Source organism: Paenibacillus sp. KN14-4R (genome assembly GCF_052180255.1).
Classification (GTDB): domain Bacteria; phylum Bacillota; class Bacilli; order Paenibacillales; family NBRC-103111; genus Paenibacillus_AM.
Genome location: NZ_CP197466.1, coordinates 4,246,529 through 4,259,841, shown reverse-complemented (window position 1 = coordinate 4,259,841; position 13,313 = coordinate 4,246,529). Strand labels below are relative to the sequence as shown.

The following is a 13,313-nucleotide window of genomic DNA, read 5'->3' as shown; positions in this document are numbered from 1 at the left end:
AAAACCGTAACCCGTTCTCAAATGGCGGCAATGCTCGCACGTAATCTCGAAACAGAGTACAAAGGCAATGGAACGTCATCCTTCAAGGATACGAACGCGAAGCATTGGGCATTCCAAGATATAGAGATCGTAAATCAGGTAGGCTTAATGCAGGGCTACACGGATGGACGCTTTGGCGCAGAGGATGGTATTACGAGAGCGGAGATGGCCGTCATCGTGGATCGCTGGATGGCGAAGCAAGACAAAACCAACGCTAGCACAGGTCACGACACGATCTATATTGATCTTTCCGACAAATACTGGGCATACAAAGCGATTATGCGCATCCAAGCTTATGGCATTATGGAAGGTTATCAGGGCAATACGTTCAAACCAAACCAAGAGCTTACCCGCGCAGAAGCAGTGAAAATATTAAATCGCCTGTTCGATCGTGGGCCGCTGTATGGAGTCGAGTCACCAAGCTTTACTGATGTAACAAGCAGCCACTGGGCATTCTATGAAATCGAAGAAGCGGCCAAAGCGCATCAATGGGTGAAGGACGACCAAGGCAGAGAGAGTAAAAAATAGTATAATCAATCAATCTTTAAAAGGACACAAAGAAGCCACTCCGATGGGAGTGGCTTTGTTATTCATATGGTCTTAATAATGATGATTAATTGCGAATCAGATAATCGAAGGCTCCTAAAGCCGCTGTAGCACCAGATCCCATCGAAATGATGATTTGTTTATACGGGCTATTCGTGCAATCGCCTGCAGCAAACACGCCAGGTAGGTTCGTAGAACCGTGGCTGTCGACAACGATTTCGCCCATACGAGTGCGTTCAACCGTGTCACCTAACCAATCGGTATTAGGGACAAGACCGATCTGTACGAACACACCTTGCAGCTCAATGTGCTTCTCTTCTCCTGTAGCACGATCGATGTAGGTAATGCCGTTAAGCTTGTCAGTACCTGTTAATTCTTTCGTTTGGACGTTCGTCAGAACTGTTACGTTAGGCAAGCTGTAAAGGCGATCTTGCAGCACGGCATCAGCTTTTAGCTCTGGTGCAAACTCTAGAACGGTTACATGTTTCACAATACCTGCAAGATCAATCGCTGCCTCGACGCCGGAATTACCGCCACCAACAACTGCGACATCTTTTCCAGTGAATAGAGGACCATCACAATGCGGGCAGTAAGCAACCCCTTTGTTCTTGTACTTATCTTCACCCGGTACGCCGATATTGCGCCAGCGAGCACCTGTGGAAATGATGACCGTCTTACTCTTCAGCACAGCACCGTTTTCCAGTTCGATCTCAATCAGATCGCTCTTTTCTAAACGTTTGGCACGCTGCATCTTCATCACGTCAATGCCGTACTCTTTCACTTGCTCTTCAATGCTAGCGACGAGCTTAGGACCTTCTGTATATTTCACGCTGATGAAGTTCTCAATGCCTAAAGTGTCATTGACCTGACCGCCAAAACGTTCAGCTACGATACCTGTACGAATCCCTTTACGTGCTGCATAGATGGCTGCACTTGCACCTGATGGGCCGCCGCCAACAACAAGTACATCATAAGGGTCTTTATTGTCAAACTCTGACGCATCCGGAGCAGTACCCAGTTTGGCAAGAAGTTCTTCAACCGTCAAACGACCGCTTTCGAAGAATTCACCACCCAGGTAAACGCTTGGTACAGACATAATGTCCTTACTTTCTACTTCTTCTTTGTAGACTGCACCGTCAATCATTGTATGCGTAATGCCAGGATTGTAGATGCTCATCAAGTTCAGGGCTTGGACGACATCCGGACAATTATGGCAGCTGAGGCTAATGTAAGTTTCAAACTTATATTCACCACGGATGCTCTTGATTTGATCAAGTACACTTTGTTCAACCTTTGGAGGTCTGCCGCTAACCTGCAGGAGAGCTAATACGAATGAAGTAAACTCATGCCCGAGTGGAGTGCCGGCAAAGATGACGCCAGTGTCTTCACCCACACGATTTACACTAAAGCTTGGCGTTCGAGATAACTGCGTTTGTTCCACCGTTATTTTCGAAGACATGCTGGAAAGTTCATTAATAAGCGCCATCATCTCTACAGATGCATCATCGGCGCCTGCACTAACTTTGAGCACAACATCGCCTTCTAAGAGCTGGAGATATTGTTCTAATTGTGTTTTTATTTCTTGATCTAATGTCATTGTAAGACCACCTTAAATTTTACCTACAAGATCGAGGCTTGGTTTAAGTGTTTGTCCGCCTTCTTGCCATTTCGCTGGGCAAACTTCACCTGGATGGTTACGAACGTGTTGCGCTGCTTTGATTTTGTTTACTAGAGCACTTGCATCACGACCAATGCCGCCAGCTGTAATCTCAACCGTTTGAATAACGCCATCTGGATCAATGATGAATGTACCACGATCTGCAAGACCGGCAGCTTCGATCAATACATCAAAGTTGCGAGAAATCACATGGGATGGATCGCCGATCATAATATACGTAACTTTACCGATAGCGGCAGAGGTTTCATGCCATGCTTTATGCGTGAAATGCGTATCCGTTGAAACGGAATACACCTCAACACCAAGTTGTTTTAAAGTTTCATATTGGTTCTGCAAATCTTCAAGCTCAGTAGGGCAAACAAATGTAAAGTCAGCTGGGTAGAAGCAAACTACACTCCATTTACCTTTGAAATTTTCTTCTGTAACTTCGATGAATTTACCGTTTTGAAATGCAGATGCTTGAAATGGTAGTACTTCTGTTCCGATTAATGACATTTTTAATATCTCCTTTAATGGTTTATAGTTTGTTATTTATAATTATTATTATTTAATAAAAGATGCAATCTGTCAAGAAGATTTATACTGAGTATAAAATGAGATCCATTATCAGTTGTTACATTCAGCATTCATTATGCGCTTAATTGAAATCGAGTATTCGTCATCTTATTTATACTCACTCATTTCTTTTTTATCAGGAGTCAAAACCCAGCGAATTAATTTTTCATCACGAGTTAAAATCGTCCATCCCGTTTTAACATAGTAGGCATTAAAGACAGAAGAGGATGGACAACACACTTCAACGTTGCCAGACTGCAGCGAAGATAGCATTTTCTGAATTAATCCTTTACCTCGATAGGGTTCATCTATTGCAAATTGATAAAGGGATAGGATATCTTGGGTCTTCCTCTTATAAAATCGGAGTGCTGCAACAATGTGTTCGCCATTGCATGCAATTAACACTCGCCCATTCCTTACTGCTGCTCGAACGCCATCCTTACAAAAAAACTCAGGACTATAAATGGCGTCGTTATCTCTACTTAAATGAAGATCGAAAAATTCAATAATTTCATTTGTTCTTGTAATTTTAGCAATCTCTATGTTCATAAATGATCTCCATTACATTGTCGTTGATAGTATAATTCTAATTTCAATCTTACCACGATCCCAACGATTGGTGTAAAAAGGCATGGGCCATCTTGACGCCGCGCATAGCTTCGGAGATGCACTGTACGTTGAATACGAAAGCATTTATTTAAAGAAAAAAATGGCACCTTGCGGATGCCATTTGTGTTTGTTTAGGCTTTAACCTGCAGCCTGAACATCTCATTTAATTTTTAACGATAGGAACCCAGATCTCGCACCGGTAATCTTCTGCGGATATATCCCCTAGAGGATATAATTCAAGATCAGGTCCTCCCGAGTGCTCGTATCCTGTAGCTGGAAACCATTCCTGAAAAATTCGCTTCCACACGTTTTGTATAGCTCCCGGCAGTGGACCTTCTGATGTGAATACCGCCCAAGTAGAAGCAGGAATGCTTCTTGAGACTAGCCCTTCGGCTACTGTTCCTGAACTGTCTTCTACGGCAATTAAATATGTAAATTGATCTGAATCGTGTTGTATATCCATACAGATGCCTAGAAGATCTTTATCTCTACCAATACTGCGAAGCTTGTCAGTTGTGCCGTCTTTGTTACAATCCTCCCAAAATTTCGGGATTTGTCGTAAATTTTCACCATCTTTTGTCGTTTGAAAAGATTTCCCGATAACTGTAAACGCGTCTTTCTCGATAATTTTGTAATCCATATCTTTGTCTCCTTTCAGTGATAGGTGGAACGAAATGTGGGGAAAGGCTTTAAGATTAACTCCGGGACTGCGAGCCTCTGAAGGAGGAATGCCATGGACTTTCCGGAACGCTTTAGAGAAGGACTCGGGTGAGTCATAGCCATATTTTAGCGCTACATCTAGCACCTTAGAGGTTGTCATTGCCAACTCCTGTGCAGCTAATGTTAGTTTTCGTTTGCGAATATATTCGGCCACTGTAAATCCGGTTAACATAAGAAACATGCGTTGAAAATGAGAAGAGGATGAACAAGCTACCTTTGCAATCTCGCCTATATCCAACTGTTCCTCCATTTTCTGCTCTATCAAGTCTAGCGCGTCCTTCATACGAATAAGCCAATCCAACCACATCACCTCCCCTGTTAATTGATCTTATCACTGACGCATCGATCTATCCTGTCATTATACGCTTTCTATGAACAGGTTCCATAAAATAAGGTTTTAGGTTGCTTATAAATCCATTGCTTTCATTTTATTGAATTTACGCTGTCTTTCTTTTGCATACTGCGATAGCAAATTGTATAACAGGCTCCATTTTCTAATCTCTCTTGGGTCTGTCAAAAATTTTGTGTAAACTCAGTTCAGATTCGCCCATCATCATGTCCACTTCGAACTATTGTTTACGGCGGAGACGTTGCTAGTGTTATATCGTGGTATTATTATTCTAGCTTTATTTATATCCTATATAGACATTTAACAATGGGGGGAATTACATTGTTCGAATTAAAAGATGACGAAACTTTGCTAATAAGTTATCAAGTTTATTATTATATAAATCCGAAAGAACAAGTTATTGGCGACTTAAGGTTGACAAATCAACGCACGATATTTGAGTCTAAAAAGATTAATTTGCAACAAGAATATATTGAATTTCTAAATAGCGATATTTTGAAAGTCGAGAAGTTCAATCAAACAATGTCTAAGGGATTGAAAATTACTTTAAATAAAGAACAGGAATATAAATTTAAAATGATAGATAGAGAAAAAATTATAGAGATATATATAAACGCTAAAGTTAACGTTGTATAAAGTGATTTAGAGCATTTGTAAAATTCTATAATAAGGAAAGTACCAGTGTACTAGTTCCCAAAATTTTTCTCATTGTATATTCACCTCTGGCTTAATTTACGTAAAACACTCGCGAAATACATTACTCTAAATAATGTAAATATATACAATAATAAACAATTGACGCATATTTAAAATACTATAAGATTGTTTAATCTAATCTAGAGATTAATAACTAATGGGTTTCACCCGACTTGCTGAAGGAGCTCTACCAGATGAGAAAAAGAGTTATCATTGTGTCAATAGTATTAGTTGCAGTTATTGGTTGTTGTATCTGGTGGTTTTCCTATGGTAAAGCATCGTTGTATCATCAAAAAATTTCAGTTAATGACATTGAGGAGATACTAATTCATCATGATTTAAACACCATATGGCTAGACAAAACAAAATACGAAACTTTTGTCCAATTATTCAACAAGGCAGCATTTATTAAAGATAATGATAACGGAAACGGGACTACGTCAGTCTGGGGAATTGATTTTCAATTAAAATCAGGGAAATGGATAGGAGTAAGTGAATACGGAGATGTTTTAGAAGTTCAACGAAGCGATAATGTAAATCTACTGAACAGGGATAACATTTTAAAAAATAGTGTTTACTACTATATTTCTTCAAATGATTTAACTAAATTAATAAAAAATGAATTTGAAGCAGGTCGTTGAGGATTCAATAATGCTTATACCATTAACCTCTCTGCATGGTATTACATGGAGATATGTGATAGCATTTACACCAATAAAGAAAGAGGAAGTGAGCTAAAGTGATTAACATAACCATTCCAACACCGGATGTTTCCATTGCTAAGCAGGATAATCCGCAGTTGAGTCATATTTACGGATTTACTGATTTTCATCTGATTCCTAGAGATATGGGCGGTATTTTTATGTTTTACAACGACAATGAGGAGCTGTTATTCGTTGGTAAAGCAAGAAAATTAAGACCAAGAATAAAGAAACATTTTGAGGATTCAGTATCGGTAATTAAAAACAATAGAGATGAAGTAACTAAAATTGATGTTTGTTTGATCGAAGACCCTGTCCATAGAGAAATCTATGAAACGTATATTATTAATGAACTAAAGGCTAAATATAATGTAGACAAAGTGTTATTCAGATAAATAATTGGATGAATGAGAAGCAATAAGCGCAGTCAAGTAGACTATGCTCATTGCTTCTTTTAATTCTAAAAAAGAAATGCTCACAGCAGTTGTTGTGTAAACGGTCGTGTTGTCACACAACTTTAATAAATTCTGAAAAAGATAGCCCACATGAGTCATTTGTTTATTTATGGGGTAGCCATACAATAAATCGGTAGGTATTTTATTTCTTCATAATAATAGGGAGGTTTCCATGAAGTATAGCAAACAATCGTTAGGTTTATCCCTAACTGTATTTCTATGTATCGCGATCATGCTTAGCGGCTGTGGAGGAAATACAAAAAGTAGTGAAGGTGTCTCTCAAGTAAAACAAGCAAGCGTTCAATTGGAAGAGTTACAGATTCCAGAACCAACTTCAGGGATGGAAATTTATCTTCGGCATAAAAAATTGACAGATCAGGCCAAGCCTACAACAAATGAAGTGGTGCTTTTTCTAGAACCGTTTAGTGTGCCGACAGCTAAAGCTTTTGACGTTGAGGGTTACTCCTGGATGGATGATTTCGCCAAAAAAGGTTACGATACTTGGGCAATGGACTTTCGAGGATTCGGTAAATCTACTTATCCTAAAGAAATGGATGCCTCACCACAGTCCAATAAACCTGTTGTAACACATCAAGATGCGCTGAAAGATTTAACTGCTGCAGTAGAGTACATAAAGAAAAAACAAAACGTGGACAAAGTGAATATCGTGGGCTGGTCATGGGGGGCGGTAGTAGGCGCGGAATATGCGACTATACGACCTGAAACGGTCAACAAGCTCGTCCTTTACGGATTCATGAACGGATTTACGCTTCCTGTTATGACGAAACCGTTTGAAACGGAGAAGGCGCCCGGGCAGTTTAATCCAGGTGCTCCTGCTTACCAAGTGATTGATTTCGATCCAGCCATGCACCATTGGCATATGATGATGGATAATAGACAATTGGTCACCCAAGATGCTTGGGATCACGTGAGAGACGTATTTGTTGATGCAGATCCAACTAGTAAAAATCGAGAAAAAAATGCCATTCGCCGTCCAATGGGACCTTTGCAAGATCTGTATTCAATTTGGAGTAATCGCCCGCTTTATGATCTTTCAAAAATCGTTTCTCCTGTGCTTGTGATCTATGGCGATTCTGACTTTTTTGCGGAGAAGAAGGTTGTTGATAAACTAACGGGGACGAAAATAAAAAAAGAAGTCGTTATTCCTGAGGCTACGCACTGGGTATTATACGAGAAGAACAGAAGCAAACTACTGGAAGAAACCGATCAGTTTCTAAAACAAAATCAAGTTAAATAATTGTATGAATGAGAAGCAATAAGCGCAGTCAAGTAGACTACGCTCATTGCTTCTTTGAATTTTACTTATTCCCTCTGCGCACCTTTAACAACTTGCCTTTTACCGTCGTATTTTTCATCAGTTCAAGCACAAGCGGTCCTTTGCCGTTCAGAATATCAACATCTGTCACGTTATCGAGAATTGTAATGATCCCAATATCATCTGCGGTTACCCCGTCAAGCTTAGCAATTGTCCCGACAAAGTCTACAGCCCTAAGTTTCTTCTTCTTGCCGCCATTGAAGTTAAGCTTCATAATCTGCTTGTTTAATTGCTCGCGCTTATCTTTTTTTGGCTCAGGTCCAACAGTTAGTTTCTGTTCAAAATCTTCTCTACGGCGATCAACCGCTTCTTCAGAGGGAGCCTTTACTTTCGGAATCGCAAACCCAATATACGCTTCAATATCGGATAATCGCTTATTATCCTTAGGCGTAACGAAGGTAATCGCTTTACCTGTCATGCCCGCACGTCCAGTACGTCCTACGCGATGAACATAGCTTTCCTTCTCAAGTGGAATATCGTAGTTAATCACATGGGTAATGTTCGTGATGTCGATCCCCCTGGCAGCTACATCTGTCGCAATCAAGAACCGGAATTGTCCTCTTCTGAATGCATTCATTACTTCGAATCGATCTTCCTGTTCCATACCACCATGAATACGATCACATGGATAATCGAGATCAGCCATTTCTCTGAACAATTTATCCACATTCTCCTGCGTACGGCAGAAAACAATACAGCTATCAGGACTTTCAACAATGAGTAGATCTTGAAGCAGCGCAAGCTTGTCCGCTTCCATCACCTGAATAAGAGAGTGTTCAATCGTGGCTGTCGTTACACCACTTGCCGTAATCTCAATTTCGACCGGATTGTCCATATATTTGCGTGACAGTCTGGCTACATCCTCTGGAAAAGTAGCGGAAAATAACATGGTAACCCTGTCACTAGGCAGCGCCCCAATGATCGACTGTACTTGCTCAATAAAGCCCATATTCAGCATCTCATCTGCTTCATCTATAACGAGATGGGAAATACGCTCTAGCGAGAGCGTGCCGCGTTCAATATGGTCCAACACACGCCCCGGCGTACCTACAACCATGTGCGTTCTTTGCTTTAACTCGGCCTTTTGCATATGAAAAGGGTGTTTCCCAAAAAGAGGCGTTGCCTTAATTCGCTTAAAACGCCCAATGTTCGTTATATCTTCGTTGACCTGTAGCGCAAGTTCGCGGGTTGGCGTTAGGATCAATGCCTGCGGCTTATTCTCGTTCCAATCTACAAGCTCGCAGAGCGGAATACCATAAGCAGCTGTTTTGCCGCTGCCTGTTTGCGATTTGACGACAAGATCCTTCTTCTGAAGCGCAACAGGAATGACTTCCGACTGCACCTCGGTTGGCGTGTCAAAGCCCATGCTATTTAGGGCTCGCACGATCTCTTCACTTAATTGATAATCTGTAAAATGCTTCTCACTCATGTTTAACCTCATCTACGTTATATTCGAATTATACATACAGATTTACACCGTTCATCTTCCGTATACTCATCTATTATACTCGGAATCCAGTATAAGCTTACTTATTTCATTCATTCATGTTTAACGGTGGGAAAATCTGCTTGTCTCTCCTCCAGTTTTTTGTGAATTATACCAGTAATAGTGATGGGTGTCATAAACTAATCCTAAAAATTGTTACATCGAACATTATTGCTGCATCGTTACCCGGCTGGTAACGGTATAATATAATGGCAGAAGTAGACATTAGAAATAACGATGAGGAATATAAGAATACAAAAATCCAAAAGAAGTAAAGGAGAGTCTATGACAAAGCGTACAGAAACAGGATGGAACTTTGACAACAGCTATGCCCGACTACCGGAATTATTTTTTACTCGTATTAACCCAACTCCTGTTCGCTCACCGAAGTTGATTATACTCAATGAGCGGCTGGCAGTATCCCTGGGTTTGGATATACAGGCGCTGCAAAGTAGTGATGGTGTAGAGGTGCTTGCTGGGAATCAGATACCTGAAGTGGCTTCGCCTCTTGCACAAGCGTATGCAGGCCATCAATTCGGATATTTCAACATGTTAGGAGACGGTCGGGCTGATCTACTTGGCGAGCAGATCACACCTCAAGGGGAGAGACTGGATATACAGCTTAAGGGCTCTGGGAGAACGCCTTACTCCCGTGGAGGGGATGGCCGAGCTGCACTCGGTCCAATGCTGCGCGAATACATCATTAGCGAAGCCATGCATGCCCTAGGTATTCCAACCACACGCAGTCTAGCCGTCGTGACAACGGGACAATTCGTAATCCGCGAAAAAGAATTTCCGGGTGCCGTTATGACACGTGTAGCTGCCAGCCATATACGTGTCGGTACTTATCAATACGCTGCTAAATATGGCACTGTTCAGGACCTCCAACACCTTGCTGACTATACACTAGAACGTCATTATCCAGAAGTTAAAGCGGATGAGAACAAATATCTTGGGCTTCTTGAGGCAGTGGTCAAACATCAGGCAGCGCTTATTGCCAAATGGCAGCTTGTTGGCTTTATTCATGGGGTGATGAATACCGACAACATGGCCATTAGCGGAGAAACGATCGACTATGGACCTTGTGCTTTCATGGATACATATGACCCCACAACGGTATTTAGTTCGATTGATTCACAAGGCCGCTATGCTTATGGCAATCAGCCAAATATTGCTGGATGGAATCTGGCACGATTTGCTGAGTCGCTGTTGCCGCTTTTGCACGATGATCAGGAGCAGGCTGTCATGCTTGCTCAAGACAAGGTTTCAGCGTTTACGGATTTGTATCATGCGAATTGGCTTGAGGGTATGAGAGCCAAACTGGGGATATTTAGTGAAGAGAATCAGGATGAAGAGCTGATTAACGATCTTCTCCGTCTGATGGAACAATATCGGGCAGACTATACCAATACCTTCCGCGCCTTAACCATGAGTACACTTGAGGAGACAGACCTGTTCGAGTCCGCAGCGTTCACTCAGTGGCGGGAGCTCTGGAAGGCGAGACTAGGCAGACAGCAGGAATCAGAAGACGCCTCCAATCAGTTAATGCGAGATAGCAATCCTGCCGTAATCCCAAGAAACCACCGGGTTGAGGCTGCACTAGAAGCAGCGGAGCAAGGAGATTACAGCGTAATGGAACAGTTGCTTACTGCTTTATCTAACCCATACGCATACTCCGAGGAACAAGCTGAGTACTGTACATTATCGGAGTCGACAAAGCCTTACCGAACTTATTGCGGTACGTAATAAGGCAGATTTTTCGCGGATATCATGTTAAAAACGCTACTGACACCATGTTGTCGGTAGCGTTTTTGTATAGTTAATCTTCTGGATGATTCCGTTATGCATGCAGGGTGTTTAAATAATTCTTAAGAAACTTTTTCGTTCTTTCATTTTTTGTATGCATAAAAATCTCTTCTGGTGTTCCTTCTTCTACAATGTGCCCATCTGCCATAAAAATGACTCGATCCGCTACGTTTCTCGCAAAATTCATTTCATGCGTCACGATAATCATCGTCGTATTTTTCTTAGCGACTTCTTTCATGACATGCAGCACTTCTTGCACTAATTCTGGATCTAGAGACGATGTCGGTTCATCAAATAAAATCACATAGGGATCAAGCGCGAGTGCTCTTGCAATTCCTACACGCTGCTGTTGACCGCCAGAAAGCGCGGCAGGGTAGTGATCTTCCTTTCCTTCTAGCCCTACTTCTTGAAGAAGCTGTTTACCAATTTGGACAGCATCTGCTTTTTTCATTTTTCTCGTCAAGACAAGGGATTCCGTCACATTTTCAAGTGCTGTTTTATGTTTAAACAGATTATAATTCTGAAAAACCATCGCCGTTTTCTGACGCAGATGATGTACATTTTCCTTATCAAGTTTTTCGGCGTGGACTTGAATGGTATCAATTGTAATGCTGCCTTTTTGAGGCTGCTCTAGAAAGTTAAGCGATCGTAAAAAGGTAGATTTCCCTGATCCCGATGGACCGATGATGGCGATAACTTCCCCTTTTTCAATATGGAGATTGATTCCTTTTAATACGTCATGATCTCCATAGCTCTTATGTAGATTATCGATCTTAATCATAACCATTCTCCTCTTATCGATATGGTTTCTCAATTCTCAATTCGATTCGAGATTGAATATAAGAAAAAATCACGGTTACTACCCAATAGATTAGCCCAACAGCTAGAAAGGCTTCGAGAAACTTATACGTAACAGCTGCTTCCAGCTTCGCCTGCGCTAACATATCGGTGACTCCAATCGTAAATGCCAGGGACGTTTCTTTAAAAATCATAATGAAATAGTTGCCAGTTGGTGGGATGGCGGTTCTTGTTGCCTGAGGAAGATCAACTCTTCTTAACGTTTGCCACCGAGTCATGCCAACGGATAAAGCGGCTTCCGCCTGGCCTTTATCTACGGATGCAAATGCAGAACGGAAAACTTCAGACAAGAAGGAAGCATTCCGTAAGCTTAACGCTATAATGACGGCAGTGATCGCATCCATGGATTTCATGGCAGGTATGAGCTGCGGAATCCCAAAATAAAAAATAAAAATTTGAATTAATGACGGTGTCCCTCGAAAATACGAAATAATAACAAGTAAAATAGGATGAATGATTTTCACTTTATTTTTAATAATAGATGTAAATAATAGTCCTAATAGGACAGATAATATAAAAGCTAGAATGGTTATGAAGAGAACAAGCGGCAAATATTTAAGTAGAGATGGAAGAAGTTCAAGCATATAAATCACATCAAAATTCATCTAGAAGACACCACCCATTAAGGCTTTGTAACGTCGATTTCGCTCCATTTGTCCGATAGTGCTTTCAATTTGCCCTCATCTTTTAACTCTTGCAAGGCTTTACTGAACTGCTTAATGAATGCTTCATTCTCTTTGTTTCTAACAAACGGGAATGCATTCTCAGTTGTATAAAGTGGAGTTTTGGAGAAAATTTTGAGCGGCAAACCTTCTGCTTTAATTCGAGAATGCGCCACAAAATTGCTATCAATGAAAGCATCGATTCGACCTAATGCGACTTCTTGATAGGTACCACTTACATCTTGGTAAGCCTTGATATTAATTTCATTCCCATTTTCTTTATTCCACTTCGTTGCATAGTTATGCATGTTGTTTCCAAGTAAAGCGCCTAGATTCTTACCTTTCAAATCTTGCATCGATTTAATGTCATCGCGATCATTCTTCACAACGAGTGTGACGGAATAGTAGGCATAAGGATCTGTAAAGTCATATTTCTTTTTTCGTTCATCTGTAACGGCAATTAGGTTCGCAATTGTGTCGATTCTTCCACTGTCCATCATGCCGAATAGACCGGAAAATTCAGCAACCGTCCATTCAATTTGATAGCCTAATTTTTCACCGACTAAGTTTAGTACGTCTACATCATAGCCCTCTAATTTCTGATCTTTACCTTTTGATACAAAAGGGGGATAGATGCCGGATGTCCCGACGCGAAGTACTTTTTTAGCAGGTGGTTCTTTGGATTCTTTCGCTGAATCTTGACCTGCGGTACCAGCAGCTTTATCCGCGCCACAAGCGGAAAGGATGACTGCAAATAGGGTTAGAATGATAAGTAGACTATAAGGTCTGTATGTAGGATGTTTCATAATTGCCTCCA

At 41.1% G+C, this 13,313-nt stretch carries 14 protein-coding genes; 6 read left to right on the top strand and 8 right to left on the bottom strand.

What is annotated here, in order from left to right; all coding sequences use genetic code 11:
- The first annotated feature begins 30 nt into the window (after positions 1–30).
- Entirely contained in the window at positions 31–567 is a 537-nt protein-coding gene (locus ACSBOP_RS20905) for an S-layer homology domain-containing protein (protein ID WP_442602407.1), read from the top strand.
- An 85-nt stretch (positions 568–652) separates the two neighbouring features.
- On the opposite strand, the gene ahpF is transcribed toward ACSBOP_RS20905, so the two are convergent.
- From ahpF to ACSBOP_RS20885, 4 genes are all read right to left on the bottom strand, one after another.
- A complete protein-coding gene (gene ahpF / locus ACSBOP_RS20900; RefSeq protein WP_442602406.1) occupies positions 653–2,182 on the bottom strand; it encodes an alkyl hydroperoxide reductase subunit F in 1,530 nt (509 codons plus the stop codon).
- 12 nt (positions 2,183–2,194) lie between these two features.
- Positions 2,195–2,758 carry an alkyl hydroperoxide reductase subunit C gene (ahpC, locus tag ACSBOP_RS20895; protein WP_442602405.1) on the bottom strand — a complete coding sequence of 188 codons (564 nt, stop codon included), beginning with the start codon at positions 2,756–2,758 and terminating at the stop codon, positions 2,195–2,197.
- Positions 2,759–2,926: 168 nt separating this feature from the next.
- Positions 2,927–3,367 carry a GNAT family N-acetyltransferase gene (locus ACSBOP_RS20890; RefSeq protein WP_442602404.1) on the bottom strand — a complete coding sequence of 147 codons (441 nt, stop codon included), beginning with the start codon at positions 3,365–3,367 and terminating at the stop codon, positions 2,927–2,929.
- A gap of 223 nt (positions 3,368–3,590) precedes the next feature.
- Positions 3,591–4,454, bottom strand: a complete 864-nt coding sequence (locus tag ACSBOP_RS20885; protein ID WP_442602403.1) for an AraC family transcriptional regulator — start codon at positions 4,452–4,454, stop codon at positions 3,591–3,593.
- A 363-nt stretch (positions 4,455–4,817) separates the two neighbouring features.
- On the opposite strand from ACSBOP_RS20885, the gene ACSBOP_RS20880 reads away from it, so the two are divergent.
- The 4 genes from ACSBOP_RS20880 to ACSBOP_RS20865 all read left to right on the top strand — a co-directional run bounded on the left by ACSBOP_RS20880 (position 4,818) and on the right by ACSBOP_RS20865 (position 7,606).
- A complete protein-coding gene (locus ACSBOP_RS20880; RefSeq protein ID WP_442602402.1) occupies positions 4,818–5,132 on the top strand; it encodes a GRAM domain-containing protein in 315 nt (104 codons plus the stop codon).
- A gap of 254 nt (positions 5,133–5,386) precedes the next feature.
- Positions 5,387–5,833, top strand: a complete 447-nt coding sequence (locus ACSBOP_RS20875) for a hypothetical protein (protein ID WP_442602401.1) — start codon at positions 5,387–5,389, stop codon at positions 5,831–5,833.
- 98 nt (positions 5,834–5,931) lie between these two features.
- Positions 5,932–6,288, top strand: a complete 357-nt coding sequence (locus tag ACSBOP_RS20870) for a nucleotide excision repair endonuclease (RefSeq protein WP_442602400.1) — start codon at positions 5,932–5,934, stop codon at positions 6,286–6,288.
- A gap of 232 nt (positions 6,289–6,520) precedes the next feature.
- On the top strand, positions 6,521–7,606 hold the full coding sequence (locus ACSBOP_RS20865; RefSeq protein ID WP_442602399.1) for an alpha/beta hydrolase: 1,086 nt from the start codon (positions 6,521–6,523) through the stop codon (positions 7,604–7,606).
- Between the two features lie 61 nt (positions 7,607–7,667).
- Here ACSBOP_RS20865 and ACSBOP_RS20860 read toward each other — a convergent pair whose 3' ends face one another.
- Positions 7,668–9,113 carry a DEAD/DEAH box helicase gene (locus ACSBOP_RS20860; protein WP_442602398.1) on the bottom strand — a complete coding sequence of 482 codons (1,446 nt, stop codon included), beginning with the start codon at positions 9,111–9,113 and terminating at the stop codon, positions 7,668–7,670.
- A gap of 342 nt (positions 9,114–9,455) precedes the next feature.
- Between ACSBOP_RS20860 and ACSBOP_RS20855 the strand changes: the two genes are divergently transcribed.
- Positions 9,456–10,916 carry a protein adenylyltransferase SelO gene (locus ACSBOP_RS20855; protein ID WP_442602397.1) on the top strand — a complete coding sequence of 487 codons (1,461 nt, stop codon included), beginning with the start codon at positions 9,456–9,458 and terminating at the stop codon, positions 10,914–10,916.
- A 94-nt stretch (positions 10,917–11,010) separates the two neighbouring features.
- Here ACSBOP_RS20855 and ACSBOP_RS20850 read toward each other — a convergent pair whose 3' ends face one another.
- The 3 genes from ACSBOP_RS20850 to ACSBOP_RS20840 are packed head-to-tail and all read right to left on the bottom strand — an operon-like array spanning position 11,011 to position 13,302.
- A complete protein-coding gene (locus tag ACSBOP_RS20850; RefSeq protein WP_442602396.1) occupies positions 11,011–11,757 on the bottom strand; it encodes an amino acid ABC transporter ATP-binding protein in 747 nt (248 codons plus the stop codon).
- Positions 11,758–11,770: 13 nt separating this feature from the next.
- Positions 11,771–12,439: an amino acid ABC transporter permease gene (locus ACSBOP_RS20845; RefSeq protein ID WP_442602395.1), complete on the bottom strand. Its 669-nt coding sequence runs from the start codon at positions 12,437–12,439 to the stop codon at positions 11,771–11,773.
- 17 nt (positions 12,440–12,456) lie between these two features.
- A complete protein-coding gene (locus tag ACSBOP_RS20840; RefSeq protein WP_442602394.1) occupies positions 12,457–13,302 on the bottom strand; it encodes a transporter substrate-binding domain-containing protein in 846 nt (281 codons plus the stop codon).
- Positions 13,303–13,313: the final 11 nt, after the last annotated feature.

Excerpts from the sequence above, each read along its gene's own strand:
- ahpC (WP_442602405.1), bottom strand. The coding sequence starts at position 2,758 with ATGTCATTAATCGGAACAGAAGTACTACCATTTCAAGCATCTGCATTT.
- ahpF (WP_442602406.1), bottom strand. The coding sequence starts at position 2,182 with ATGACATTAGATCAAGAAATAAAAACACAATTAGAACAATATCTCCAG.
- ACSBOP_RS20855 (WP_442602397.1), top strand. The coding sequence starts at position 9,456 with ATGACAAAGCGTACAGAAACAGGATGGAACTTTGACAACAGCTATGCC.
- ACSBOP_RS20905 (WP_442602407.1), top strand. The coding sequence starts at position 31 with ATGCTCGCACGTAATCTCGAAACAGAGTACAAAGGCAATGGAACGTCA.
- ACSBOP_RS20885 (WP_442602403.1), bottom strand. The coding sequence starts at position 4,454 with ATGTGGTTGGATTGGCTTATTCGTATGAAGGACGCGCTAGACTTGATA.
- ACSBOP_RS20850 (WP_442602396.1), bottom strand. The coding sequence starts at position 11,757 with ATGATTAAGATCGATAATCTACATAAGAGCTATGGAGATCATGACGTA.
- ACSBOP_RS20860 (WP_442602398.1), bottom strand. The coding sequence starts at position 9,113 with ATGAGTGAGAAGCATTTTACAGATTATCAATTAAGTGAAGAGATCGTG.
- ACSBOP_RS20865 (WP_442602399.1), top strand. The coding sequence starts at position 6,521 with ATGAAGTATAGCAAACAATCGTTAGGTTTATCCCTAACTGTATTTCTA.
- ACSBOP_RS20875 (WP_442602401.1), top strand. The coding sequence starts at position 5,387 with ATGAGAAAAAGAGTTATCATTGTGTCAATAGTATTAGTTGCAGTTATT.
- ACSBOP_RS20890 (WP_442602404.1), bottom strand. The coding sequence starts at position 3,367 with ATGAACATAGAGATTGCTAAAATTACAAGAACAAATGAAATTATTGAA.
- ACSBOP_RS20840 (WP_442602394.1), bottom strand. The coding sequence starts at position 13,302 with ATGAAACATCCTACATACAGACCTTATAGTCTACTTATCATTCTAACC.
- ACSBOP_RS20845 (WP_442602395.1), bottom strand. The coding sequence starts at position 12,439 with ATGAATTTTGATGTGATTTATATGCTTGAACTTCTTCCATCTCTACTT.